The sequence below is a fragment of the Kitasatospora sp. NBC_01560 genome, assembly GCF_045208415.1.
Taxonomy (GTDB): domain Bacteria; phylum Actinomycetota; class Actinomycetes; order Streptomycetales; family Streptomycetaceae; genus Kitasatospora.
In genome coordinates this window covers 3893571-3919265 of sequence record NZ_CP109364.1, presented here as the reverse complement: position 1 = coordinate 3919265, position 25695 = coordinate 3893571, and the positions used below count along the sequence as shown (strand labels likewise).

Here is a 25695-nt window from a genome sequence, read left to right as displayed (position 1 = left end):
ACCTCCGGGCGGGGGCGCTCGCGCTTTCCGGCCGGTGCGCGGGGGACCGGTGCGCGCCGGCCGGCTCCGGCCGGTGGGCGTCAGTGGTCGCTCGCGCAGGGGCGGAGGACCCAAAGGGTGCAGGCCTGCGGCCCCATCGGGGCCGGGCCGGGCGGCGGCAGCGCCTCACCGGCGTGCCCCGCGGCCGGCAACTCGCTCGGCCAGGACGGCCGCGGCGGCGGCGGGTCCAGCACGACCGGCTCGACGCCCGGCGTGTTGCTGCACCAGATGCTGCGCACGCCCGTCGCCGCCGCCCCCGGGGCCGCGGGGACGGTGGCATCGGCGCCGGTCGCGGCGCAGACCGTCGTCGCCGGGGCATCGGCGGGCCCGGGCCGGAACAGCACACCGGGCCCGCCCCCGGCCAACGTCGCCACCGTCGCCCCCGCGACCGCCACCGTGAGCAGCGCCGCCGCCCCGGTCCGGGTCGCGTTGGCCAGCCCGTGCCGGGCGCGCAGCACCGGCACCGGCGGGCGGTGCGGCTCCGGGCAGCCGCGGACGGCGGCCCGGTGCAGCAGACCGCTGAGCCGGTCCGCGAAACCCTCCTCCGCCGGATCCGGCCCGGCGAGGTCCGGTACCCACGCCGCCAGGGCCGTCCGGGCCGCCCAGACCCGGCCCTCCGCGGCCGCCAGGGTCGACTCCACCTCGACGGCCACCGCGGCGGCGGGCAGCCCCAGGCCGTCGTGCAGGACCAGCGCGCGGCGCTGAGGGCGGGAGAGCCGCTTGAGCGCCTTGAGGAGCGCGCGGTCGCGGTCGGTCAGCCGGTCGTGGTCCGGCAGCACCGTCTGCGACTCGTCGGCCGGGCGGACCTTGATCCGGCGGTGCGGCAGGCGCCAGACGTGCGCCCGGCGCGGTCCGCCGCGGTGCCAGGGGGAGAGCGCGGCCTCCGCGGCCCGGGCCCGCACCCAGCCCTCCGGGTCGGGCCCGGCGGCCACCTCGTCCCACTGCCGCCGGGCCTCGCCGAAGGCCCGCTGGACGCAGTGCACGGAGCGGTGCTTGCAGGCGGTGAGCAGGAAGACCTGCTGCACGAGGCGGGTGTGGGCGGCCTCGTACAGCTCCTCGAAGGCGGCCGGTGCGGCCGGTGCTGGGGTGCCCGGTGCGGGAGTGTCCGTCCGGGCCGGCGGGCGGGCGCCGGCCGCGGGCGTGGGACGGTCCGTCACCGGTGCTGCTGCTGCCGCGGGTACGGGTGCGGGTGCGGGTGTCGGCGCGTCGGCGGCGGGCGTCGGACGGCCGCTCGGCGTGGCGGGCCTCGCGGGCTTCGTTCGACGGTGGTCGGTGGGTGCGTCGAGGGGCACGGCGGTCTCCGGCCGGATGGGGGTGGGGGGCAGGGTGGGAGCGGGGGGCTGTGCGGGGCGGTCCGCCGGGCTCGTGCCGTGGCGGGTCGGCGGCTTCGGGGACGGCGGGGGCTTCGGGGACGTCGAGGGCGTGGCGGGCTTCGGGGATGGCTGGGACGTCGAGGGCTTCGGGGCGGCGCCCCGGCGCGGGGGCCGGGCATCGGTCCGGGCACCGGGCCCGACGTGCCCGGCGGGTGGAGCGCTCCGCTCGGGGGTCAGCAGGGCGGCGAAGGCGGCGATCTCGGCGTGCGTCCGGGTGCCGAGCTTGCGCAGGGCCCGGTGCCGGTAGCTGCGTGCGGTGGCCGGCGTGACGCCGAGGGCGGCGGCCGACTCGTCGAGGCCCCGGCCGGCCGCGAGGTGGGCCAGCGCCTGCGCTTCACGTGGCGTCAGCTGCCGGAGCAGCCGGGCGGCCTCCGCCCGGTCGCCGACGGCGTCCGCCGCCGTCCTGCCTCCGGCGGCCCCGGCAGCCCCGGCGGGCCTCGCTGGCTCGACGGTCCGGGCGGCGTCGGCGGCCCCGGCCGACCGCCCGCGTCCGGCCCGGCCCTTGCGGGAACCGCTCGGCGGCGCGGGCCGGTCGGCCGCCGGCGGGGCGGTGGCGGAGGTGGCGGCGCCGGTGGGGCGCTCGGCGGTCGGCGGCGTGGTCATCAGATGCTCCGGGCCGGGGTGGGGGCGGCGGGAGAGCCGGGTCTGAAAATGCGCATAAGCCAATAATCTGGGACACGACGGCGGTTTGCCTCTTCACGGAGCATGGCGAGTCGCCTTGGCACCATGAGGCGCATGACGCAGCTGATGGGCCGTCCGATCGTCGAAGTGCCGCAGGAGCTGGGCACCAGGCCGGTCCTCGCCGACATGCTCACCGGGGTGCGGACGGCGCTGCTCGGCCTGGCGGTGGTCGCCGTCCCGGTGCTCGGACTCTGGGTGGTGACCCCGTACGCGGACGACGGCGCGGCGGGCGCGGTCCGGCTGGCGGGTGCGCTCTGGCTGCTCGGCCACGGGGCGCCGGTGCTGCGCGGCGCCGCGGACGCCCCGTTGACCGCCACTCCGCTGCTGCTCGGTCTGCTGGCGGTGGGGCAGCTGTACCGGGCCGGCGGCCGGGTGGCGGCCCGGCGTGGCCTCCGGTCGCGCTGGGGCGGGCCGTCGGCGCTGTGGTGCGGCTACTGCGCGGTGGCGGTGGCGGTGGTGCTGCACTGCTCGGGAGCGGGGTTGTTCCGGTCGCGGGTGCTGCCGGACGTGCTGGCGGTGACGGCGCTGGCCGCCGCCGCGACGGCGGCCGGCGCCCGGACGGCGGACCGCGCGGCGGGCGTCCGGCCGCCGGCCCGGTCCGCCGGGTGGCCCGTTTCCTGGTGGCGGGCGGGCCGGCGGGTGCTGGACCGGGCGCCGGCCTGGGCCCGGCCGGACGGCGGCGCGGCGGTGGTCCGGACGGCCGCGCTGGCGGGCGGCGCGGGCCTGCTCGCGGCCGGGGCGGCGGTGGTCGCGGTGGCGGCGGTGCTGGCCGCGGTGGCCGGCGCCGGGCCGGCGACGGCGGCCTTCGGGTACGGCCCGGTCGCCGTGGTGGGGCTGCTGCTGCTGAGCGTGGTGCTGCTGCCGAACGCGGTGCTCTGGGCCGCGGCGTACGCGCTGGGGCCGGGGTTCGCGGTGGGGGCCGGGACGCTGGTGGCACCGGCCGGTGCCGTGTTGGGCCCGGTGCCGGAGTTCCCGCTGTTCGCGCTGGTGGCGGAGCCGGGGGCGGGCGGCTGGCGGTGGGCCGCCTGTGCGCTGCCGGCCCTGGCCGGGGTGGTGCCGGCGCTGCTGCTGGGCCGCCGGGCGGCGGAGGGCCCCGAGGCCGTGGCGGGCAGCGGGGCTACGGAGGGCAGCGGGACAGCGGAGGGCCCTGAGGGCGCCGAAGGCACGGCGGAGGACGTCGGGGGTACGGCGGGCGCCCCCGGCCCGGCCGGCCCCTGGCACCCGGTGGCGACGGTGGTCGCGGTGCTGGCGGCGGCGCTGCTGCTCGGAGCGGCGGCGGCGGTGCTCGCCGGGTTCTCGGGGGGCGCGCTGGCCGCCGGCCGGATGGCGGAGCTGGGCCCGGTGCCGTGGCGTACGGGCCTCGCGGCGGCGGGCTGGTTCGAGGTGGTGGCGGGCCCGGGGGCGCTGCTGGTCCGGGCGCTGGCGCTGGCCGGGGCGGTCGATCGGACGGCGGGCGGTCGGGAGGCGGGCGGCCGGGCCGCGGGCACTGCGGCTGCCGACGGCGGGGCGGTCGGGGCGGCCGGGGCCGTCGGGGCCGTCGGGGCCGCGTTGGCCGGCACCGCGGCCGTGGGCGGCGCGCTGGCCGGCCGTGCGCGCCGGGGTGCGCTGCTGCTGCGCACCGGCGCGTACGCGCTGGTGCTCCGGCTGGGCGGGCCGCCGGACGGCGCGGCAGCCACGGACCCCGACCCCGACTCTGCCCCCGCCCCCGCGCCGGGCGGGGGCCGGTCGGCTAGTCGCTCTTCGTCGTGACGTCCACGTACCACTTCGGCGCGAGCCGGTCGCAGTTGTCCGCACCGGTGGCGGTCAGAGAATCCCGGACGCAGGTCACGTAGTCGTTGTAGTAGAGGCTGAGCCCGATCACCGAGGAGACGAAGACCACCGTCATCGCGCCGGTGAGCACCCCGGCGAGCGCGGCCGGGGTCAGCGGGTTGGGCCCGGCCGCGGCGGGGGCGGGCGCCGCACCGGTCACGGCCGCCCGGCCGGGGGCCGGCCTGGGCGTGCGCATCGCGCCGACGCCCCAGACGATGGCCAGCGCGCCGACGAACAGCGCCACGTAGTGCAGTGCGGCGAACGCGCAGATCAGCGCGCCCATGCCGGCCAGTGCCGCGTTGCGGGCCTTGCGCTGCGCCGGGTCGGCCGGGTCGAGCTTGGGCGGCTGCGGGCCGGACGGCCGGGAGCCGCGCCCGCCCTGGTAGCCGGGGCTCCAGGGGTGCGGCGGCGGGACGAGCGGGCGCTCGTCCGGGCCCTCGCCGTCGGGTGCGTCCGGTCCGCCGGAGGCGCCGGGATCGCGCGGCCGCCACGGCTGCTCCGGGGCATCCGCCGGCGGCGGCGCGAAGGGGTTGCGCTCGCCGGTGTCGTCACCGCTGCTCATGGTTCGGCCATTCCTTCTCGTCGGTGGGGCGGACGCCCGCGCCACCCTATGATCCCGCAGGCGTCCGCGGGCACCCCTCGGGGCCGACGCAGCGGCCGGAACACCCGCCCGGGCGTCCGTGCGGATCGGCCGACGAGATCCCCGTCTCAACTACGCGCGTAGCGCCGAGACGGCGTTTCGGAGGCCGTCGGACCAGCCGTTATCGTGGTGACGGTCAGCAGCTCGCAGAGGTTCCCCGGGGTCCGCGTCGCGGCGGGTTCTCCCGGTGTTCCCCCTCGCTCGACCTGCCGTTCGTAGTGGCCCCACCACCGGTGGACGTACCAGCGGGCGGCGCCCGACCTACGGAGAATCGCGCAGTGGCCGCCGCCCCCGCTCAGCTCTTCCCGCCCCGCACACCAGGACCGGCCCGGCTGGTGGTGCTGGTCTCCGGCTCCGGCACCAACCTGCAGGCACTGCTCGACGCCGCCGCCGACCCGGCCTTCGGCGCCGAGATCGTCGCCGTCGGAGCGGACCGCGACGCCATCGCCGGCCTGGAGCGCGCCGAGCGCGCCGGCCTGCCGGTCTTCGTGCACCGGGTCAAGGACTTCGCCGACCGGGCCGACTGGGACCGCGTGCTGACCGCCTCCGTCGCCGGCCACGAACCGGACCTCGTGGTCACGGCCGGCTTCATGAAGATCCTCGGCCCCGGCTTCGTCGCCGCCTTCGCCGGACGGATCGTCAACACCCACCCCGCACTGCTGCCCGCCTTCCCCGGCGCCCACGGCGTCACCGACGCCCTCGCGTACGGGGTGAAGGTCACCGGCTGCACCGTCCACCTGGTCGACGCCGGGGTGGACACCGGGCCGATCATCGCGCAGGGCGTCGTGGAGGTCACCGACGCCGACCACGCCGATGGCGGCGACGCGCTGCACGAGCGCATCAAGACTGTCGAGCGAAAGCTGCTCGTCGACGTCGTGGGCCGGCTGGCCCGCGAAGGTCACCGCATCGAGGACCGAAAGGTATGGATCCCGGCATGAGCGCCGCCCCCAGCACCACGCCCCCCGTCTCCGAGAATGTCCGTCCGATCCGTCGCGCGCTGATCAGCGTGTACGACAAGACCGGTCTGGAGGAGCTGGCCCAGGGCCTGCACGCCGCCGGGGTCGCCATCGTCTCCACCGGCTCCACCGCCGGCCGGATCGCCGCCGCCGGCGTGCCGGTGACGGAGGTCTCCGAGCTGACCGGCTTCCCCGAGTGCCTGGACGGGCGCGTCAAGACGCTGCACCCCCGGGTGCACGCCGGCGTCCTCGCCGACCTCCGTCTGGAGTCGCACCGCGAGCAGCTGGCCGAGCTGGGCGTCGAGCCCTTCGACCTGGTCGTGGTGAACCTCTACCCGTTCAAGGCCACCGTCGCCTCGGGCGCCACCCCGGACGAGTGCGTCGAGCAGATCGACATCGGCGGCCCGAGCATGGTCCGCGCCGCCGCCAAGAACCACCCGTCGGTCGCCGTCGTGGTGGACCCGGCCCGCTACGGCGACGTGCTGAAGGCCGCCCAGGAGGGCGGCTTCGACCTGGCCACCCGCAAGCGCCTGGCCGGTGCCGCGTTCGCGCACACCGCGGCCTACGACGTCGCCGTCGCCTCCTGGTTCGAGGCCGGCTACGCGCCGAGCGACGAGCGGTTCCCGGAGTTCCTGGGCGCCACGTGGGAGCGCCAGAACGTGCTGCGCTACGGCGAGAACCCGCACCAGGGCGCCGCGCTGTACAGCGACGGCACCGGCGGCCTGGCCGGTGCCGAGCAGCTGCACGGCAAGGAGATGTCGTACAACAACTACGTCGACACCGACGCCGCCCGCCGCGCCGCCTACGACCACGCCGAGCCGGCCGTCGCGATCATCAAGCACGCCAACCCGTGCGGCATCGCGACCGGCGCGGACGTCGCCGAGGCGCACCGCAAGGCGCACGAGTGCGACCCGGTCTCCGCGTACGGCGGCGTGATCGCGGTCAACCGCCCGGTCACCGTGGCGCTGGCCGAGCAGATCGCCCCGATCTTCACCGAGGTCGTGGTGGCCCCGGGCTACGAGGACGGCGCCGTCGAGGTGCTCGCCCGTAAGAAGAACCTGCGCGTGCTGCTCGCCCCCGAGGCCCCGGCCAACCGCCAGGAGGTGCGCCCGGTCTCCGGCGGCGTGCTGCTCCAGGAGACCGACCGGGTGCACGCCGAGGGCGACGACCCGGCGACCTGGACGCTGGCCACCGGTGAGGCGCTCGGCGAGGCCGAGCTGGCCGAGCTGGCCTTCGCCTGGCGGGCCTGCCGGGCCGTCAAGTCCAACGCGATCCTGCTGGCCAAGGGCGGCGCCTCGGTGGGCGTCGGCATGGGCCAGGTCAACCGGGTCGACTCGGCGAAGCTCGCGGTCGAGCGGGCCGGCGAGCGGGCGAAGGGCTCGTACGCGGCCTCCGACGCGTTCTTCCCCTTCGCGGACGGTCTGAAGATCCTGCTCGACGGCGGCGTCCGGGCCGTGGTGCAGCCGGGCGGTTCGATCCGCGACGAAGAGGTGATCGCGGCCGCCGCCGAGGCCGGCGTGACCATGTACCTCACCGGCACCCGCCACTTCTTCCACTGACGACGGTGTGAGCGACGCGGTGCGAACGACCGCGGTGTGAACGACCGCGGTGTGAACGACGGAGCGGCCCGGCCCCCTCGCGAGGGGGCCGGGCCGCTCCGTCGTGCGGCGGTGCGCGTTACTTCTTGACCACCAGGGTGCCGGCGGCACGGTCGTGCCAGCCCTGCAGCTTCCCGGAGTTGTCGAAGAACGGGGACAGGTAGACCAGCAGCTGGCCGAGGCCGCAGAGCAGGCTGCCGACGCTCGGGATGATGAAGCGGATGAAGCCGCCGCCCAGGCCGGGGACCTGGCCGTTGTTCTCCTTGACGACCCGCAGGCCCATCGCGAACTTGCCCAGCGTGGCACCGGTGAAGGCCACCAGCAGCCACTCGTACAGCAGGCCGACCGCCATGAAGAGGCCGAACAGCAGCATCGACGTGACGAACCAGCCGGTCGCGGCCTGCGAGTTGGCGTGGATGCAGTCGTAGTACGCCGAGTTGGTGCCGCTGTAGCTGGACGTGCTGTAGTCCAGCTTCGAGCTGCAGTCCTGCTGGTCCTTGGCGACGCCGAGCGCGCCGAGGACGCCGAAGATCGCGAACACCGCGTACAGCGCGCCGAAGAACAGGCCGTCGATCAGCCGGGCGGCGAACCGCTGGCCCATGGTGGCGATCTTCACGGTGCCCAGGTGCGCGACGTTGATGTAGCCGTTGTTCGCCTGGATGGTGCCCGGGACCGGCGCGTACCCGTACGCCGGCTGCTGCGGCACGCCGTACCCGGGGGCCTGCGGCGGCTGCTGGGGGTAGCCGTACCCGGCGGCCGGCGGGGCCTGCTGCGGGTAGCCGTACCCGGGCTGCTGGGGCTGGCCGTACGGGTTGTTCGGGTCGGGCGGGTAACTCATCGATGCCTCCGGGCAGGATGTGGGGACGGGAACGGGACAGCGGAGGACCCGGATCGGACCGGCGGGTCGGGCCGCCGGACGGACGGGACGATAGCGGAGCGCGGCGACGGGTGCGTGCGGCGCGGACGGGTGCGGTACCGGCGCGGTGGGGCGCCGGCACGGTGCGGGCGGGCCGGTACGGGCCGTCCGGGCCCGGGCGTGTCGGCCCTCAGGGCCGTGCGGGCCGCGGTGCCGGTGGCAGCGGTGCGGACGGGAACGCCGACGGCTGCGGGCACGGCGGCACGCCGCCGTTGCGGTCCGGCGGCACGGTGTGGTGTGGTCGGCTCACTCTGTTCTTCCCCCGGGTGTGCCCCGCCGGTGGTTCCGTCGGCCCGTCACCGGGCCGGATGCGGCAGGGAATGCCCGCTCATCGTCGTCCGGGCGGCCCGGCGCTGTCCAGCCGCGCTCGCGCGGCGGACCGGACTGTGGCGCAACCGCAACGTGCCCCGCACCTTCCGCCCCGCCCGCGGGGCTCCGCGCGGGCGCCGGGCGGCCTCGCCCGGGGGCTGGCGCGGCCCACCGCCGCGATCCGGGAGAATGGGGTCATGACTGCCCAGATTCTCGATGGCAAGGCCACCGCCGCCGCGATCAAGTCCGAACTCGCCGTCCGCGTGGCGGCCCTCAAGGCGAAGGGCATCACGCCCGGCCTCGGCACCGTCCTGGTCGGCGACGACCCGGGCAGCCGCTGGTACGTCAACGGCAAGCACAAGGACTGCGCGGAGATCGGCATCGCCTCGATCCAGCGCGAGCTGCCCGCGACCGCCACCCAGGAGGACGTCGAGAACGTCGTCCACGAGCTCAACGCCGACCCCGCCTGCACCGGGTACATCGTCCAGCTCCCGCTGCCCAAGGGGCTCGACCAGAACCCCGTCCTGGAGCTGATGGACCCGGACAAGGACGCCGACGGCCTGCACCCCACCTCGCTGGGCCGCCTCGCGCTGGGCATCGAGGGCCCGCTGCCCTGCACCCCGCTCGGCATCGTCGAGCTGCTGCGCCGCCACGACGTCGCGATCAACGGCGCCGAGGTGGTCGTGATCGGCCGCGGTGTCACCGTCGGCCGCTCGATCGGCCTGCTGCTCACCCGCCGCAGCGAGAACGCCACCGTCACCCTCTGCCACACCGGCACCCGGGACCTCGCCTACCACCTGCGCAAGGCCGACATCGTCGTGGCCGCCGCGGGCGTGCCGCACCTGGTCAAGCCGGAGGACGTCAAGCCCGGCGCGGCCGTGCTGGACGTCGGCGTCAGCCGCAGCGAGGGCCGGATCGTCGGTGACGTCCACCCGGGCGTGGCCGAGGTCGCCGGCTGGATCTCCCCGAACCCGGGCGGCGTCGGCCCGATGACCCGCGCCATGCTGCTGAACAACATCGTCGTGGCGGCCGAGCGCCGCGCCGGCGTCTGAGACCCAGGAAACCGGGACCGGAGGAAGGGCGAGCCATGAACCAAGCACGACCGGCGCGGTCGCGGCGCAGGCCGGTGAAGACCACCGGCACCCTGCCCCCCGAGGGCTCGGCCGCGGCGCTCGGGCGCGACCACGCGCTGCCGGTGCGGCAGTGGCCGATAACGCTGGTCCTGCTGGTGGTCGCGGCCGGACTCGCGGTGACCTGGTTCGCCGACTTCAAGGACGGCTTCAAGTACGGGCTGCTGATCCTCGGCGGCGGCGTGCTGCTCGGCGCGGTGCTCCGGCTGGTCCTGCCCGAGGTCGGCATGCTGGCGGTGCGCAGCCGGTTCACCGACGTGATCGTGCTGGGCTTCCTGGGCCTGTCGATCGTGCTGCTGACCCTGGTGGCCCAGCCCAATCCGTGGCTGGAGATCCCGCTGCTGGACAACATCGGCCAGCTGATCGGCCGGCCCAAGCACTGAGCCGGCCCAAGCACTGAGCCGGCCCAAGCACTGAGCCGGCCCACCCCGTGACGGCCCCCGCCCGGTACCCCCGGGCGGGGGCCGTCCGCATGCCGGAAAACCGGTGTGCGTTCGAAGATCGAGCGTTGGTATGCTCCGGCCGTTCGTGGGGGGATTGTGTGCGGGGGGACGGTTCGGGCCGCAACGGCCTTGTCCCGTGCTGCACTTCGGCATGGTTCCCTCTCGTCTCCGTTAGCCCGAGAGAGGGCCTCGATGGACTTCACTGCACAGCGATCCGTGCGCGTGCGCCGCGTACTCGGCGCCGCCGCCCTGGCGCTGGCCACCGGCGCCGCCACCCTGGGCCTGGCGGTGCCCGCCACGGCGGCCCCGGCCCCCGTGGTCGGCGCGCCCACCCCGCTTCCCCTGGTCGGCACGCCGGCCCCGTTGTCCGCGGCCGGTAAGGCCGCCGCGGCGCCGGCCGGCGTGACCGCCGAGGCCGGCCAGCGCTTCGTGCCGGTGACACCGGCCCGCCTGCTGGACACCCGCAAGCCGGGGTTCAGCCCGCTGTACAACAGCCACCCCCAGATACTGAAGATCGCCGGCAACGGCGGCGTGCCGCTGACCGGGGTGAAGTCCGTCGTGCTGAACGTGACGGTCACCGAGACGCACTCCCCCGGCTTTCTGAAGATGGGGCCCACGGGCATCGCGGAGCCGGACTCCTCCAACCTGAACTGGGCGGCCGGCCAGACCGTGTCGAACCAGGTCGTCGTCCCGGTGGGCGACGACGGCAACGTGGTGCTCCTCAGCCCCGGCAAGACCGGCCTGATGTCCGGCGACACGCCGCGGGTCCAGGGGATCGTCGACGTCTTCGGCTACTACACCGACGACCAGGCCGCCGGCTCCACCTTCTCCTCGCTGAGCCCGGGCCGCCTGCTCGACACCCGGGCCGCGGTGGGCGTTCCGGGCACCACGCCGGTGCCCGGCAGCGGTCAGGTGGACCTCCAGGTCGCCGGCCGCGGCGGTGTGCCGCAGACCGGCGTGAAGGCCGTCGTGCTGAACGTGACGGTCACCGAGCCGGAGTCGAACGGCTTCGTCAAGGTGTGGCCGTCGGGCATCGAGCAGCCGGACGTGTCCAGCATCAACTGGACGCCGGGCCAGACCAAGTCGAACCACGTCGTGGTCCCGGTCGGCGCCGACGGCAAGGTGTCGTTCTACAACGCGGCGGGCGGCTCGACCGACTTCGTCGCCGACGTCTTCGGCTACTACTCGGACGACCCGGCCGGCACCACCTTCCACGGTGTGGGCCCGGGCCGCCTGGTGGACACCCGGACGACCAACTCGCCGTTGGGCGCCTTCCAGGCCGGCACCCTCGGCCTCGGCGGCCACCCGGCGCTGCCCGGCGCGAAGGCCGTGGTGCTGAACGTGACGGTGACCGAGACGCAGGCGGACGGTTTCCTGACCGCCTGGCCCGCCGACACCGATCTCCCGGACTCCTCCAACCTGAACTGGACGGCCGGCCAGACCGTGCCGAACCTGGTCACCGTCCCGCTGAGCGCCGACGGCAGCGTGAACCTGGGCAACCTCAGCGGCGGCTCCACCCACCTCGTCCTGGACGTCTTCGGCTACTTCTCCTGAGCCGCTGGTTCTCCTGAACCACCGGCTCCCCCGAACCACCGCGGTACGTGACCGGGCCCCGCAGGCAGCCGCCTGTGGGGCCCGGCCCGTCCCCTGGCCGCGTTCGCGGAAACCCCTGTGCGCAGCAAGATCACCGGTTGGTATGCTCCCGCCGTTCGTGGGGGGACCGTTGTGTGCGGGGGGCCGGTTCGGGCCGTAACGGCCTTGGCCGGAGCTGCACTTCGCCTGACGCCCTCTCTGCTCCCGTTCGCCCGAGAGAGGGCTGCGATGGATCTCACTGCAAGACGCTCCGTGCGTGTGCGTCGCGTACTCGGCGCCGCCGCGCTGGCGCTGGCCACCGGCGCCGCCGCCCTGGGCCCGGCGGTGCCCGCCACGGCCGCCCCGGCACCGGCCGCGACCGCCTCCGGTGCGCCCGGCGAGCTGGTGCTGCCCGCCGCCCCGCGCGGCATCCCGGCCCGCGACCAGCTGTTCGTGGCCGGCGACACCGGCCTGCTGCACGCCCGCGAGGGCAGTGACCGACTGCTGTGGACCAGGTACGACACCGGCGCCACCACCGACACCGGCCTGCGGCTGCCCGCCGCGCTGGAGTCCGACCTCCGGCAGGGCGTGCCGTCCGGCTACTACCGGGGCGCGCCGGACCACCGCTACGGCACCTCCTCCGACACCGTCGCCGTGCCCTCGGCGGGCAAGGTCGACCTCTACTCGCTGGCCACCGGCACCCCGGTGGCGGCCGGCAGCATCGGCATCCCCGCCGGGCAGACCTACGCCGGCACCTACGGCCGGACGGTACTGACCTCCGAGGGCACCGGCTCCACCGTCACCGGCTGGTACCTCAACCGGCTCGACGGCGGCACCGTCGTCCGCACCAGGGTGGCGCTCCCCGCCGCGGCCGCCCTCGTGGCCTCGGTGCACGACGGCGACCGGACCTCGGTGATCCTGCGGTACCGCCTCGACGACGTGCTGCACAGCGCCCTGGTCGACCTCGCCACCGGCTCGGTCACCGAGCTCCCGGACGGCGGCCAGTTCGAGTTCTCCTACACCTTCCGGCTGGCCAAGAACCGCATCGTGCGCCACGGCACCGGGATGGGGACCACCGCCGACCTGCTCGACCGGGCCCAGCCGCAGACCGTGCTGGGCTCCACCTACGTGGGCGGCGAGAACTCGGGCGAGCTGCGGCTGGCCGGCGACTGGCTGATCGCCACCGCGTCGACGAGGAGCTCCGGCGACTACCGCGGCCGCCCGCTGGGTGCGACCCCGCTCGGCTCCACCTCCGGCACCGTCCAGTCCGTGCTGGACAGCGCGGACACCCAGCTGCTGCCCGCGCCGGACGGTTCGCTGATCGCGATCGGCACCGAGCACGTCTCCGGCGACGGCCAGCGCGACACCGCCGTCTACCGGCTCACGGGCGCCGGCGAGCGGCCCGCGGTCGCCAAGCTGACCGACGTCCCGGCGGCGCCCGCCACGGTCTTCGGGCTGACGCTCGGCGGCGGCACGCTCACCGTCGCCTCCGACACGGTGGACTTCCACCCGGCCGACACCACCGGGTCCTACCGCAGCCACCGGCTGTCCGGCGCGGCCACCCCGGTCGAGCTGTCCGAGACGCTCAACACCCTCCACGACCTGACCGACTGCTACTCCGCCACGGCCTCCTGCGCCACCCTCCGGTCCACCGGTGACCAGCGGTTCCTCGCCGGGGATCCGGTGTACGGGGACAGGGCGCTGGCGCACCGGGCCGACTCCCACGAGTGGGGCTCCTCCAGCGTCCGGGTCACCGGGATCCCGGGCCTGCGGACGATGGACGCGGCAGGCCGCTACGTCGTCCTCGCCCAGTCCTCCGGCAACCACCTGTCCAACCGGGTCGTCGTGGTCGGCGACCTCGACACCGGTGCCCAGTTGCTGCAGACCGCCGCGACCGCCGCCGCCGTCCAGGGGGAGACGCTCTGGCGGGCCAACGAGGGCAGCACCACGGTGACGGCCACCGACGTGACCGGCTACAACGTCCACGACACCTTCACGGCCCCGTGCAGGGTCACCATGCTCCAGGCCGTCGGGCGCTGGGTCCACTGGGGCTGCCAGGACAACGACGGGACGCTGCGCACCAGCGGCGTCTTCGACACCGCCACGCGCAAGACGCTCAAGGTCCCGGTGATCGCGACCGGCAACTTCAACAACGGCCAGGGCCGGGAGGCCCTGCTCGGTGACGGCTACCTCGTCCGCCAGGACCGCGCCAACGGCAAGCTGCTGCTGCTGGACTTCCGCGCCGGCATCGCGGCCGACGGCGACGAGAGCAGCGTCACCGTCCGCACGCTGGCCTCCGGCGACCACTGGAAGACCCTCCGGGAGACGGACTCGGCCTGGACGGTGGACCGCACCGGCCCGGACGTGGCCTGGACCGACCCGGACGGGCAGCGCATCCACGTGGTCAACGCGACCGCGGAGGAGGGCAGCCGGTTCACACCGCTGGCGCCGGCCCGGCTGCTGGACACCCGGGAGGCCGTCGGGCGCCCGGGGTCGGACCCGGTGGCGCCCGGCGGGGAGGTGTCACTGCAGATCGCCGGCCGCGCCGGGGTCCCGCAGTCCGGGGTGAAGGCCGTGGTGCTCAACATGACGGTGACCGAGGCCCGGTCGACGGGGATCCTGATCGCCTGGCCGTCGGGCACGCCGCGCCCGGACTCCTCCAACCTGAACTGGACGGCCGGCCAGACCGTGGCCAACCAGGTCGTGGTGCCGGTCGGCGCCGACGGCCGGGTCGACCTCCGCAACGCCGCCGGGGGCTCCGCGCACCTGATCGCCGACGTCTTCGGCTACTACAGCACCGACCCGGCCGGCTCCACCTTCTCCTCGGTGAACCCGGCCCGGCTGCTGGACACCCGGGAGGCCGTCGGCCGCCCGGGATCGGACCCGGTGCCCGCCGGCGGCGAGGTGTCGCTCCAGGTGGCCGGCCGCGCCGGCCTGCCGCAGAGCGGCGTCAAGGCCGTGGTGCTCAACACGACGGTGACCGAGCCGCAGTCGGCGGGCTTCCTGACCGCCTGGCCGTCGGGCACGCCGCGCCCGGACTCCTCCAACCTGAACTGGACGGCCGGGCAGACGCTGCCGAACCACGTGGTGGTGCCGGTCGGCGCCGACGGCCGGGTCAACCTCCGCAACGCCGCCGGCGGCACCTCGCACCTGATCGCCGACGTCTTCGGGTACTACTCCGACGACCCGGCCGGCAGCACGTTCCACAGCGCGGGCCCGTCCCGCCTGCTGGACACCCGGCAGGGCCCGGGCGCGGTCGCCCCCGGCGGGAAGGTCACCCTCGACCTCTCCGGCCGGCGGGAGCTGGCCGGCGCGCGGACCGTGGTGCTGAACGTGACGGTGACCGAGCCGCAGTCGGCGGGGTTCCTGACCGCCTGGCCCTCGGGCACCGCCCGCCCGGACTCCTCCAACCTGAACTGGACCACCGGGGCGACGGTCGCCAACCTGGTCACCGTCCCGATCGGCGCCGACGGCAAGGTGGAGCTGGCCAACCTCGGGGGCGGCTCCGCCCAGGTGATCGCGGACGTCTTCGGCTACTTCTCCTGATCCGCCGCTCCTCCCGGAGCACCGCGGTACGCGACCGGGCCCCGCAGGCGACCGCCTGCGGGGCCCGGCCCGTGTCCGGGCCGGGCGGCCCCGCGCCCGGGGTTCGCGGGGGCCGATCCCGTTGTGACGTATCAGCCACGACCGCACACGCGGCGTACGCTTCCCTTTGCGATAACCTGACGCCGGTCTCTCGATGTCGAGAGACCGTTCTCGGCTCCAGCGCCGGTGTGCCTGGGGCGCCTGGCGATCTGCTGGAGAAGGTAGAAATGACCCGCACCCCCGTCAACGTCACCATCACCGGAGCGGCCGGCCAGATCGGCTACGCGCTGCTCTTCCGCATCGCCTCGGGCCACCTGCTCGGCGCCGACGTCCCGGTGAACCTGCGCCTCCTGGAGATCCCGCAGGGCGTCAAGGCCGCCGAGGGCACCGCCATGGAGCTCATCGACTGCGCGTTCCCGCTGCTGCGCGACATCAAGATCACCGCTGACGCCAACGAGGCCTTCGACGGCGCCAACGTCGCACTGCTGGTCGGCGCCCGCCCGCGCACCGCCGGCATGGAGCGCGGCGACCTGCTGCAGGCCAACGGCGGCATCTTCGGCCCGCAGGGCAAGGCCATCAACGACCACGCCGCGGACGACATCAAGGTCCTGGTCGTCGGCAACCCGGCCAACACCAACGCCCTGATCGCCCAGCGCAACGCCCCGGACGTCCCGGCCGAGCGCTTCACCGCGATGACCCGCCTGGACCACAACCGGGCCGTCGGCCAGCTGGCGCTGAAGACCGGTGCCGCCGTCTCCGACATCAAGCGCGTCACCATCTGGGGCAACCACTCCGCCACCCAGTACCCGGACATCTTCCAGGCCGAGATCGCCGGCAAGCCGGCCTTCGAGGCCGTCGGTGCCGACCAGGGCTGGCTGGAGAACGACTTCATCCCGACCGTCGCCAAGCGCGGCGCGGCCATCATCGAGGCCCGTGGCGCCTCCTCGGCCGCCTCGGCCGCCAACGCCGCCATCGACCACGTGCACACCTGGGTCAACGGCACCGCCGAGGGCGACTGGACCTCGATGGGTGTCGTCTCCGACGGCTCCTACGGCGTCCCGGCCGGCCTGATCTCCTCGTTCCCGGTCACCACCAAGGACGGCCGGTTCGAGATCGTCCAGGGCCTGGAGATCTCCGACTTCTCGCGCGGCCGCATCGACGGCTCGGTCAACGAGCTGGTCGAGGAGCGCGACGCCGTCCAGGGCCTCGGCCTGATCTGAGCGCAGCCCCGCTGACGCACCCGGCCCGCCGCCTCCCACCGAGGCGGCGGGCCGTCGCTCTACACTGACCCCCCGTGAGCGAAACCATCGAGGACGCGGCACTCGTACTCGTCTTCATCATGCTGGGCGGCCTGTTCAACGTGGCCGAGATCTCGCTGATCTCGTTGCGCGAGGGCCAGATCCGGTCCCTGGAGGCACGCGGCACCCGGCGGGCCTCCCGGGCGGCCCACCTGGCGGCGGATCCGAACCGCTTCCTGGCCGCCGTCCAGGTCGGGGTGACCTGCATGGGTTTCCTGTCCGCCGCGTTCGGTGCGGACACGCTGGCCGGCAAGGTCGCCCCGCTGTTCGTCCGGGCCGGGCTGACCGCGGGCGTCGCCGACGCCGTCTCGCTGGTCGGGCTGACCCTGGCGATCAGCTACGTCTCGCTGGTGCTCGGCGAGCTGACCCCGAAGCGGATCGGCCTGCAGCGCGCCGACTCCATCGCCCTGCTGGCCGCCCCCGTGGTCGACGTGATGTCGGTGGCGCTGCGGCCGGCGATCTGGCTGCTCGGCCACTCCACCGACCTGATGGTCCGCCTCCTCGGCGGCGACCCGGCCGCCGGCCGTGGCTCGATGAGCTCCGAGGAGCTGCGCGGCCTGGTCGCCGCCAACACCGAACTCGGCAGCGACCAGCGGGCGTTGATCGCCGACGTGTTCTCCGCCGGGGAGCGCCAGCTGCGCGAGGTGATGGTCCCGCGGACCGAGGTGACCTTCCTGGACGCCGAGCGGCCGCTCGCCGCGGTCCGCGAGCAGGCGAGCTCCTCGCCGCACTCCCGCTACCCGGTGGTCGAGGGCAGCTACGACGCCGTCACCGGCTTCGTGCACGTCCGGGACCTCTACGGCTCCCGCGGCGAGCAGGCCGCCAAGGTCCGCGACCTGGCCCGCCCGGTCAAGCTGCTGCCCGGCACCAAACGGGTGCTGGAGGCGATGGGCGAGATGCGCCGGGAGGGGCACCACCTGGCGATCGTGGTCGACGAGTACGGCGGCACCGCCGGCATCGTCACCCTGGAGGACCTCGTCGAGGAGGTGATCGGCGAGATCCGCGACGAGTACGACTCCCAGGAGCCCAGCACCACCCGCCGGCTGGCCGGCGGCGGCATGGAGCTGGACGGCCTGCTGAACCTCGGCGACTTCACCGAGGAGACCGGCGTCACACTGCCCGAGGGCCCCTACGAGACGGTGGCCGGCTGCCTGGTGGCCGCCCTGGGCCGGCTGCCGGCCGACGGCGACCAGGTCCGGATCCCGATCGGCGCCGAGGAGGTCCGGCTGACGGTGGCCAAGCTGGAGGGCCGGCGGATCGCCCGGGTCGGGGTGAGTGCCGTCACACTGGCGGAACCTCCAGGGCCAGACGTTTCCTGACCGGTCGGTGGAACTGGAACAATGGCCCGCATGGTCAACGCAGCGGTCACTGGTCCGGTCAAGGACCGTCCCCGGGTTCTCTCCGGGATCCAGCCCACCTCCGGGTCGTTCCACCTCGGCAACTACCTCGGCGCGGTCCGCCAGTGGGTCGACCTCCAGGAGGCCAACGACGCCTTCTACATGGTGGTCGACCTGCACGCGATCACCGTCGAACAGGACCCGGCGACGCTGCGCCAGAACACCCGGATCTCCGCCGCCCAGCTGCTCGGCGCCGGTCTGGACCCGGAGCGCTGCACCCTCTTCATCCAGTCCCACGTGCCCGAGCACGCGCAGCTCGGCTGGGTGATGAACTGCCTCACCGGTTTCGGCGAGGCCTCCCGGATGACCCAGTTCAAGGACAAGTCGGCCAAGCAGGGCGCCGCGGGCACCTCGGTCGGCCTGTTCACCTACCCGGTCCTCCAGATTGCCGACATCCTGCTCTACCAGGCGGACGCGGTGCCGGTCGGGGAGGACCAGCGCCAGCACCTGGAGCTCACCCGCGACCTCGCGGAGCGCTTCAACACCCGCTACAGCCCGACCTTCACCATGCCGAAGCCGTACATCCTCAAGGAGACGGCGAAGATCCTGGACCTCCAGGACCCGGGCGCCAAGATGAGCAAGTCCGCCTCCTCGGCCAAGGGCCTGGTCAACCTGCTGGACGAGCCGAAGGTGAGCGCCAAGAAGTTCAAGAGCGCCGTCACCGACACCGGCACCGTCGTCTCCTACGACGAGGACGAGAAGGCGGGCGTCTCCAACCTGCTGCGGATCCACTCGGCGCTCAGCGGCCTCTCGATCGACCAGCTGGTCGCGCACTTCGAGGGCAAGATGTACGGCGCCCTGAAGACCGAGCTGGCCGAGCTGTTCACCGAGTGGGTGACGCCGTTCCAGCAGCGCACCCACGGCTTCCTGGACGACCCGGCCGAGCTGGACCGCGTCCTGGCGATCGGCGCGGAGAAGGCCCGGGAGGTGGCGTCGCAGACGCTGGAGACCGTCTACGACCGGATCGGCTTCCTCCCGGCCGCCAAGCGGTGACGCCGCCGGCGGGCTCCGCGGCGCACGGCGACCTCCCCGAGGTCGTCACCATCGGCGTGTCCGTGAGCGTCCCGGATCCGTACGGCTCGGCGATCCAGGACGCGCGGGCCGGGCACGGCGACCCGCTGGCCCGGTCGATACCCACCCACGTCACCCTGCTGCCGCCGACCGAGGTGGCGGCCGCGGACCTGCCGAAGATCGAGGAGCACCTGGCGGAGGTGGCCCGCGCGCACCGGCCGTTCCGGATGCTCCTCCGGGGCGGCGGCACCTTCCGCCCGGTCTCCCCGGTGGTCTTCGTCCGGGTCGACGAGGGCGCGCAGGAGTGCCGGCTGCTGGAGGCGGACGTCCGCTCCGGCCCGCTGGCCCGTGAGCTGGCCTTCCCGTACCACCCGCACGTCACGGTGGCCCACGGCCTGCCGGAGGACGCACTGGACCAGGCGTACGAGCAGGCCCGCGGCTTCCGGGCGGCCTTCGAGGTGCCCGGCTTCAGCCTCTCCCGGTTCGACGCCGACGAGGTCTGGCGGCCCTGGCGGGCCTACGACTTCTCCTGACCGGCCGCGGCCGGGTGCCGCGGCCGGGGCCGGTCAGGCCCGCCCGAGTCCGAGCATCCGGTCGACCACCCGGCGGGCTGCGCCGCCGTCGTCCAGCCCGCAGTGGGTGGCCCGGAAGCGGCGGTAGCGCTCCTCGTACCCGGCCGGCAGCGGGGCGCCGCCGTCGGCGAGGGCGCGCAGCTCGCCGAGCAGCCCGGCGGAGGTGGGGACGAGCGGCCCGGGGGCCTCCCGCTCGAAGTCGAAGTAGAAGCCGCGCAGCGTGCCCCGGTAGTGCTCCAGGTCGTAGGTGAAGAAGAGCATCGGGCGGCCGGTGATCGCGAAGTCGAACATGATCGACGAGTAGTCGGTGACCAGCACGTCCGCGATCAGCAGCAGTTCCTGGACGTCGGGGTAGTCGCCGCAGTCGTACAGGAAGCCGTCGCCGGCGCCGGGCAGCGGCTCGCGGACGTGCACGTGCGGGCGGATCAGCAGCACGTGGTCGAGGCCGAGGGCACGCCGGGCGTGGTCGAGGTCGATCCGCAGCCCCAGCCGGAAGCCGTCGCCGTCGCCGTGCTGCTGGTCCTCGCGCCAGGTCGGTGCGTACAGCACGACCCGCTTGCCGTCGGGGATGCCGAGCCGGCGGCGGACGTCCGCGGCGCGCGCCGCGTCCGGCCGGGCCAGCAGGTCGCCGCGCGGGTAGCCGGCCTCCAGGATCTCGCCGTCGTAGCGGAAGGCCCGGCGCAGGATCGGGGTGGCGAACGCGCTGGGGGAGAGCAGCAGGCTCCACTGCGGGGTCTCCCGGTCGAGGGCCTCCAGGTAGCCGTGGTCGGCCAGCCAGGGGTTGTCGACGTCGTGGGCGATCCGCTTGAGCAGCGAGCCGTGCCAGGTCTGCACGACCACCTGGCCGGGGCGGCGCCGCAGGAAGTCCGGGAAGTGCGTGTTGCCGACCAGGTAGCGGCTGGTGGCCAGCGCCCGGTACCACTCCGGGCTCCAGATCCGGACCGGGCGGACGCCGGCGGGCAGCTCGGCCTGGGCGTCGTCGACCACCCAGAGGTGCTCCAGGGCGGCCCCGCGACGGGCGAGTTCGGCGTGCACCGCACGGGGTGAGTCGGAGTAGCCACGGCCGCCGAACACGTCGTAGAGCACGGCCTCGCGCAGCGGCTCGCGGCGGGCGGCGGGGTAGCCGGCGGTGCGCTGGCGCTGCTGCGCCCAGGCGCTGCGCTCGGTGGCGGTGAGGACGGGCGTGGAGTCCAGCAGCAGGGTGTCGTGCCAGCGCCGTTGCAGCAGGATCCGCTTGCCGCCGGCCTGGGTGGCGGCGGGCAGGGCGGGCAGGGCGGCGGGGGCGGCGATCAGCGGGCGGGCCGGGCCGGGGCGTCCGGCCGGGTGCAGGGCGGCCTCCCAGATGCCCTTGCGCAGCGGCAGGGCGGTGCCGTCGGAGCCGGTGCGGGTGGCGGGCAGCCGGATCCGGAAGCTGCCGTCGGTGCCGCGGTCGACGGGGTGGCGGACCTCGCCGCCGTTGCCGCTGTGCCGGAGCACCAGGTCGAGCGGCTCGTCGCCGGGGCAGTCGCCGGTGAGTTCGAAGCCGCCGGCCCGGACGGCGACCTGCCGGACGTAGCCGGCCGCGGGCTGGACGCAGAACTGGAGCCGGCCGTCGGCCAGGTGCTTGAGGTAGAGCACGCGGTCGGGGCGGCCGGGCAGCGGGTGCTGGCCGGCCACCGGGCCGCCGCGCTCGTCCAGGGTGAGCTGCTCGGCGGAGCCGTCCGGGCGCAGCAGGTCGGCGTCCCAGTGTTCGAGGTCGCCGGTGCCGCGCCCGTCGTCCGTGAACGGCCGGTACGGCAGGTGGACGGCGAAGGTGTTGCCGGTGCGGGCGACCGGCCGTTCGAGGACGGCGTCGCTCTCCCGGTGGCGCAGCCGGAGCACGGTGCCGGGCGGGCAGTGCCCGGCGGTGCCGCGCAGGTCGAGGCCGTCGGGGTCGGGGACGGCGTGGGTGAGCCGGACGCCCGGGCGTTCGAGCCGCAGGCAGAGCCGGCCGTCGTCGAAGTACGGCTGGAGCCGGACGTCGTGGTCGACCCAGTGGGCGGGCGGGTACTCGCCGGAGCCGCACCAGTGCGGGGCGAGCGTGCCGTACTGGCGGCGCAGCCGGGTGGGGCGGGGCCGGGTGAACAGGGTGGTCCCGACCTGCCAGTCGCCGAGCAGCCACTCCTCGCCGCGGCGCAGCCGGCGCGGTTCGACCAGGGCGGTGAAGCCGGACCAGTCGTGGTTGTGGTCGGGCTGGGCGCTGTCGTCGGTGACCTCGGGCAGCCGCCGGGGTCTGGACCGGAGGTGGACGGGCGGCTCGTCCTCGCCGCGGTGCAGGGTCAGCCAGGTCCAGGCGGAGCCGGGGCGGGCGGTGTCCGTGCCGTCGGGGCGGGCGTAGCCGGTGAGTTCCAGGCCGCGCGGGGTCCAGCGGGCGCGCAGCAGGCCGAAGTCGGCGTCCTCGTCGTCCGGGGTCGGCAGGCCGTCGCTCGCCCGGGGGTCGGCGTGCGGCAGGACGAGCCGGGTGAGGACAGGCATGCGGGGAGAGCCCTTCGGGACGGGACCCGGTCCTTGGCGGTGGTCCGGGGGCCTTCGTGCCGAGCGGGTGAACGGACGGGGGCCAATTCGACATCCCATACCGAAATGACGAGTGGGTCAACTGTGCGGCCCGATGGATTGGCTGAGAAATTCGTTTGCGAAACGTGAGTTCGACTGCAATGTGGACGTAAAGGACAGCTCGCACGCAGGTAACCCCCAGGGAACACGGAGGCGCCCGACGCAGGGTTCGCGTCGGGCGCCTCCGGGGCGGTGCGGGTACTACTGCTGGCGGAGCATGCCGTCCACCACGCGGGCCGCGGCCTGGCCGTCGTCCAGGTCGCAGTACGCCTCACGGAAGGCCGTGTACTTCTCGGCGTACTCCGCGGTCACGGATTCGACCCGGCCGAGCGCGGAGACCAGCTCCCCGGAGGTGGCCAGCAGCGGGCCGGGCGCCTCCGCCTCGAAGTCCAGGCTGAATCCGCGCAGGTTGTCGCGGTAGTGCTCCAGGTCGTGCGTGAAGAACAGGACCGGCTTGCCGGTGGCGGCGAAGTCGAACAGCGTCGCCGAGTAGTCGGTGACCAGTACGTCCGCGATCAGCAGCAGCTCCGCCATGTCGGGGTAGCTGCCGACGTCCCAGAGGTAGCCGTTGCCGGCGCCGGGGATCTGGCCGCACATCACGCTGTGCCGGCGGACCAGCAGCACCTGGTCGTCACCGAGCGCCTCCCGGGCCGCGTCCAGGTCGATCCGCAGGTCGATCTGGTAACCGCCGTTCGGGCGCCGGCGGTCCTCCCGGAAGGTCGGTGCGTAGAGCACGACCTTCTTGCCCTCGGGCAGGCCGAGCCGCTCGCGGACCTGCTCGGCGGTCTTCTCCCGGTCGGGGGCGAACAGCAGGTCGTTGCGGGGCGAGCCGCTCTCCAGGATCTCGCCCTTGAAGTCGAACGCGCGGCGCAGCACCGGCGCCGACCAGCTGTTCCCGGCCACCAGCAGGCTCCAGTTCGGAACCTCCTTGACGACGCCCTTCAGGTAGTTGGCGTCGGTGAACCAGACCTTCTCGAAGTCGTAGCCGATCTGCTTCAGCGGGGTGCCGTGCCAGGTCTGCACGACGACCTGGCCGGGGCGGCGGACGAAGAAGTCCGGCAGGTGCGCGCTGGTGACGATGTACTTGGCGGTGGCCAGCGTCTCGAACCACTCCGGGCTCCAGAGCCGCGTCGCGTCCGCGGTCTGCGGCAGCTCGGCCTGGAGGTCGTCGCTGCCCCACAGGTGCTCCAGCGGCAGGCCGCGGCGGACCAGCTCCTCGTGGATCGCCCGCGGCGAGTCCGCGTAGAGGCCGCCGAGCGCGACGTTGTAGAGCACGGTGTCGCGCAGCGGGAGCCGGCGGGCCGCCGGGTAGTCGACGGTGCGCAGCTTGCGCTGGCGGTAGCCGCTGCGCTCCTCGGGCAGCAGCGCCGAGTGCGACTCCAGGGAGAGGCCGTCGTAGTGGCGGCGCTCCAGCACGATCCGCTTGCCGCGCGACTCCACCTCCAGCGGCAGGGCGTCGAAGCACTCCGGGGCGATCAGCGCGTGCCGGGTGGCGAGCGTGTCGGCCGGCTCGTCGATCGGGCGGAAGAAGACGTCCCAGGTGCCCTGGGCGAGCGGCACGCGGCCGGCGAAGGAGGCCGTCGGCACCGGCGGCAGCGCCGTCCGGAACCGGCCGTCCGCGATCTCCACCGGGTAGACGTGCTCCTCCTCGCGCCAGTTGTGCCGGACGACCAGCTCCCAGCGGTGGTTGCCGGGCAGCGGGAAGGCACCGTTGAGCAGGAAGCCGTCGCCGCCGCGCGAGGTGATCCCGTCCACCACCGGCTGGAGCAGCTGGTCGGAGAACTGGAGGTAGCCGCCGGGGGAGGGCTTGGCGTAGAGCGCGCGGCGCTCCGCGGCCGGGGCGTGCGGGTTCACGGCCAGGTGCAGCTGCTCCGGGGCGTTGCGGTCGTCCCAGGCCAGCGGCACGGTGCTGCCGTCGGCGAGCAGCAGGGTGGTGTCCCAGCGGTCGCGGGCACGCTCCGGGGCCACCGGGTCGAGCTCGGCCCAGGCCTCGCGCAGGGCGGTCAGCTCGGCCATCGGGACGGAGACGCTGAACGGCTGCAGCGTGCCGACCGGGGCGGTGAGCTCCAGCGGGCGGAGCAGGTCGCGGTCGGACTCGACGTGGGTCAGCTTGAGCCGGGCCCCGGCCAGGTCGTGGCCGGAGCGGACCGCACCGGTGACCTCCACCCGGCCGTCCTGCGCGGCCAGGCCGGTCACCCGGGCCAGGACGTTCTCCACCCGCAGGTAGACGTGGCCGTCCCGGACCCACGGCACGATCCGGACGTCCGGCTCGACCCAGCTGGCCGGGAGGTAGCGCGCGGTGTCGCTCCAGCCCGCCGAGACCCGGCCCTTGTAGACGCCGCCCTTGCCCGCGCCGGCCACCAGGACGCGCCAGTTGCCGTCCTTCCACTGGCCGCGGTGCTTGAGCTTCTTGGGGTCGAGGGCGACGGTGAAGCCGGCCCAGTCGCAGCTGTAGAGGTCGTGGCTGCAGCTGGCGGTGGCCTCGGGGCTGTACAGGGTCTTCATCGGGACGGCGATCACCCGGCGGCCCTTGGCCTCGCGGAGCACCAGCGTGCGGACCATGTCGAGCTTGTTGGCGGCGCCCATCTGCTCCGGGTACGCGTGCCCGGTCAGCTGCAGCTTGCCGCCGACCCAGGCCGACTCGTACAGCCGGCTGCGCATCACCAGCGAGTTGTCCAGCTTGAGCACGCCGGCCGGCACGCTCTTGCGGCCGCCGCGCAGGAACGGGTAGTCGGCGTACGGGCGCAGCACTCCGCGGGCCGAGACGCCGCCGTTGCTCTCGCCCTCGTACTTGATCTGCTCGACGAACTCGTCGATCCGGCCCTGGAGGGTCAGGTGGTACTTCAGCCGCAGCGGCGCGCGCAGCTTGCGGACCTGCTCGGGGCCGATCGCCCGGAGCAGCCGGCTGACGTTCTTCGCGTAGGCGTCCCGGTACTCCTTGTCGCCGTCCACGACGGACCAGAAGAACATCGGGATCTCCTCGACGAGGGTGTTCTCGTCGTAGGAGCGCAGGTACTGGGCGAAGCGCGGGTCGGTCTGCTTCCGCAGCCAGCCGCGGACCAGCTCCACCGAGGCGACGCGGTCCACCAGGCCCTTGGGGTTGGTGCGCATCTGCGTGATCGACATCTCGCCGACCTCGCGCTCGCGCCAGTGGTAGATCGGCTCGGAGAGCACGTCCACGCTCTTGGCGAGGTAGTGGTGCGGCACGCTGACCGGGGCGTCCTCGTACAGGATGCCCTCGGGGTAGAGCAGGCCGGCCGCGTCGAAGAAGGACCGGCGGTACACCTTGTTCCACGCCGTGCGGTCGGTGACCAGCGCGGGGATCTCGGTGATGTGGGTCTTGAGCCTGGTCTCCTTGAACGGCCGGGAGTGGCCGCCGGACTGGTAGTAGCCGACCGCGCGGAACCGCAGGACGTTGCCGGTGGCGAAGTCCGAGCCGGTCTCGTCCAGCGTGTTGATCATGAGCTCGTACGCGCTCGGCGGCATCGAGTCGTCGCTGTCGACGAAGCAGAGGAACTCGCCGTCCGGGTCGATGTGCCGGATGCCGGTGTTGCGGGCCGCGCCGAGGCCCTTGTTCACCTGGCGGACCAGCCGGAACCGGGAGTCCTTGGCGGCGTACGCGTCGGCGAGGGCGGCGCTGCCGTCCTTCGAACCGTCGTCGACCATGACGCACTCGAAGTCCGTGAAGGTCTGGGCGGCGATCGAGTCGAGGCATTCCACGAGGTAGCGCTCGACGTTGTAGATCGGAACGACGATGGAGAGGCGGGGAGCCATCGGCTACGCAGGCCTTTCTTG

At 74.5% G+C, this 25695-nt stretch carries 16 protein-coding genes; 11 read left to right on the top strand and 5 right to left on the bottom strand.

All coding sequences use genetic code 11. The features are described 5' to 3' along the window. Window positions 1-80: 80 nt before the first annotated feature. Window positions 81-2015 (bottom strand): LuxR C-terminal-related transcriptional regulator, encoded by a 1935-nt coding sequence (locus tag OH807_RS16830; protein WP_406199390.1) that lies wholly within the window; start codon window positions 2013-2015, stop codon window positions 81-83. Window positions 2016-2147: 132 nt separating this feature from the next. On the opposite strand from OH807_RS16830, the gene OH807_RS16825 reads away from it, so the two are divergent. Beyond that, window positions 2148-3842: a DUF6350 family protein gene (locus tag OH807_RS16825; protein ID WP_406199387.1), complete on the top strand. Its 1695-nt coding sequence runs from the start codon at window positions 2148-2150 to the stop codon at window positions 3840-3842. Here the strand turns inward: OH807_RS16825 and OH807_RS16820 are convergent. Further along, window positions 3823-4464 carry a hypothetical protein gene (locus tag OH807_RS16820; protein ID WP_406199385.1) on the bottom strand — a complete coding sequence of 214 codons (642 nt, stop codon included), beginning with the start codon at window positions 4462-4464 and terminating at the stop codon, window positions 3823-3825. The two genes, OH807_RS16825 and OH807_RS16820, sit on opposite strands and share 20 nt — an antisense overlap. 356 nt (window positions 4465-4820) lie before the next feature. Here OH807_RS16820 and purN point away from each other — a divergent pair, with 356 nt between their 5' ends. Together purN and purH are read left to right on the top strand one after the other, a co-directional pair. Further along, window positions 4821-5480, top strand: coding sequence for a phosphoribosylglycinamide formyltransferase (purN, locus tag OH807_RS16815; protein ID WP_406199383.1), 660 nt, complete (start codon window positions 4821-4823; stop codon window positions 5478-5480). Then, entirely contained in the window at window positions 5477-7057 is a 1581-nt protein-coding gene (gene purH, locus OH807_RS16810) for a bifunctional phosphoribosylaminoimidazolecarboxamide formyltransferase/IMP cyclohydrolase (RefSeq protein ID WP_406199380.1), read from the top strand. Before purN ends, purH begins: the two co-directional genes overlap by 4 nt. Window positions 7058-7175: 118 nt before the next feature. Here purH and OH807_RS16805 read toward each other — a convergent pair whose 3' ends face one another. After that, on the bottom strand, window positions 7176-7934 hold the full coding sequence (locus OH807_RS16805) for an RDD family protein (RefSeq protein WP_406199377.1): 759 nt from the start codon (window positions 7932-7934) through the stop codon (window positions 7176-7178). 584 nt (window positions 7935-8518) lie between these two features. On the opposite strand from OH807_RS16805, the gene OH807_RS16800 reads away from it, so the two are divergent. From OH807_RS16800 to OH807_RS16765, 8 genes are all read left to right on the top strand, one after another. Beyond that, window positions 8519-9373 carry a bifunctional methylenetetrahydrofolate dehydrogenase/methenyltetrahydrofolate cyclohydrolase gene (locus tag OH807_RS16800; protein ID WP_406199375.1) on the top strand — a complete coding sequence of 285 codons (855 nt, stop codon included), beginning with the start codon at window positions 8519-8521 and terminating at the stop codon, window positions 9371-9373. Window positions 9374-9408: 35 nt separating this feature from the next. After that, entirely contained in the window at window positions 9409-9834 is a 426-nt protein-coding gene (locus OH807_RS16795; protein WP_406199373.1) for a DUF3017 domain-containing protein, read from the top strand. 252 nt (window positions 9835-10086) lie between these two features. Continuing rightward, window positions 10087-11448: a hypothetical protein gene (locus OH807_RS16790; protein ID WP_406199371.1), complete on the top strand. Its 1362-nt coding sequence runs from the start codon at window positions 10087-10089 to the stop codon at window positions 11446-11448. 297 nt (window positions 11449-11745) lie between these two features. Continuing rightward, window positions 11746-15012, top strand: a complete 3267-nt coding sequence (locus OH807_RS16785) for a hypothetical protein (protein WP_406199369.1) — start codon at window positions 11746-11748, stop codon at window positions 15010-15012. Between the two features lie 266 nt (window positions 15013-15278). Then, complete coding sequence (locus tag OH807_RS16780; RefSeq protein ID WP_406199367.1) at window positions 15279-16271, top strand: malate dehydrogenase; 993 nt, start codon at window positions 15279-15281, stop codon at window positions 16269-16271. 74 nt (window positions 16272-16345) lie between these two features. Continuing rightward, window positions 16346-17668 (top strand): hemolysin family protein, encoded by a 1323-nt coding sequence (locus OH807_RS16775; RefSeq protein WP_406199365.1) that lies wholly within the window; start codon window positions 16346-16348, stop codon window positions 17666-17668. Between the two features lie 30 nt (window positions 17669-17698). Further along, the gene (gene trpS / locus OH807_RS16770) at window positions 17699-18739 is read left to right on the top strand and encodes a tryptophan--tRNA ligase (RefSeq protein ID WP_406199362.1); all 1041 of its coding nucleotides are present in this window, start codon (window positions 17699-17701) and stop codon (window positions 18737-18739) included. Window positions 18740-18801: 62 nt separating this feature from the next. Beyond that, window positions 18802-19290 carry a 2'-5' RNA ligase family protein gene (locus OH807_RS16765; RefSeq protein WP_406199359.1) on the top strand — a complete coding sequence of 163 codons (489 nt, stop codon included), beginning with the start codon at window positions 18802-18804 and terminating at the stop codon, window positions 19288-19290. A gap of 33 nt (window positions 19291-19323) precedes the next feature. Here OH807_RS16765 and OH807_RS16760 read toward each other — a convergent pair whose 3' ends face one another. Further along, window positions 19324-21822 carry a CDP-glycerol glycerophosphotransferase family protein gene (locus tag OH807_RS16760; protein WP_406199357.1) on the bottom strand — a complete coding sequence of 833 codons (2499 nt, stop codon included), beginning with the start codon at window positions 21820-21822 and terminating at the stop codon, window positions 19324-19326. 279 nt (window positions 21823-22101) lie between these two features. Then, entirely contained in the window at window positions 22102-25674 is a 3573-nt protein-coding gene (locus OH807_RS16755) for a CDP-glycerol glycerophosphotransferase family protein (protein WP_406199356.1), read from the bottom strand. Window positions 25675-25695: the final 21 nt, after the last annotated feature.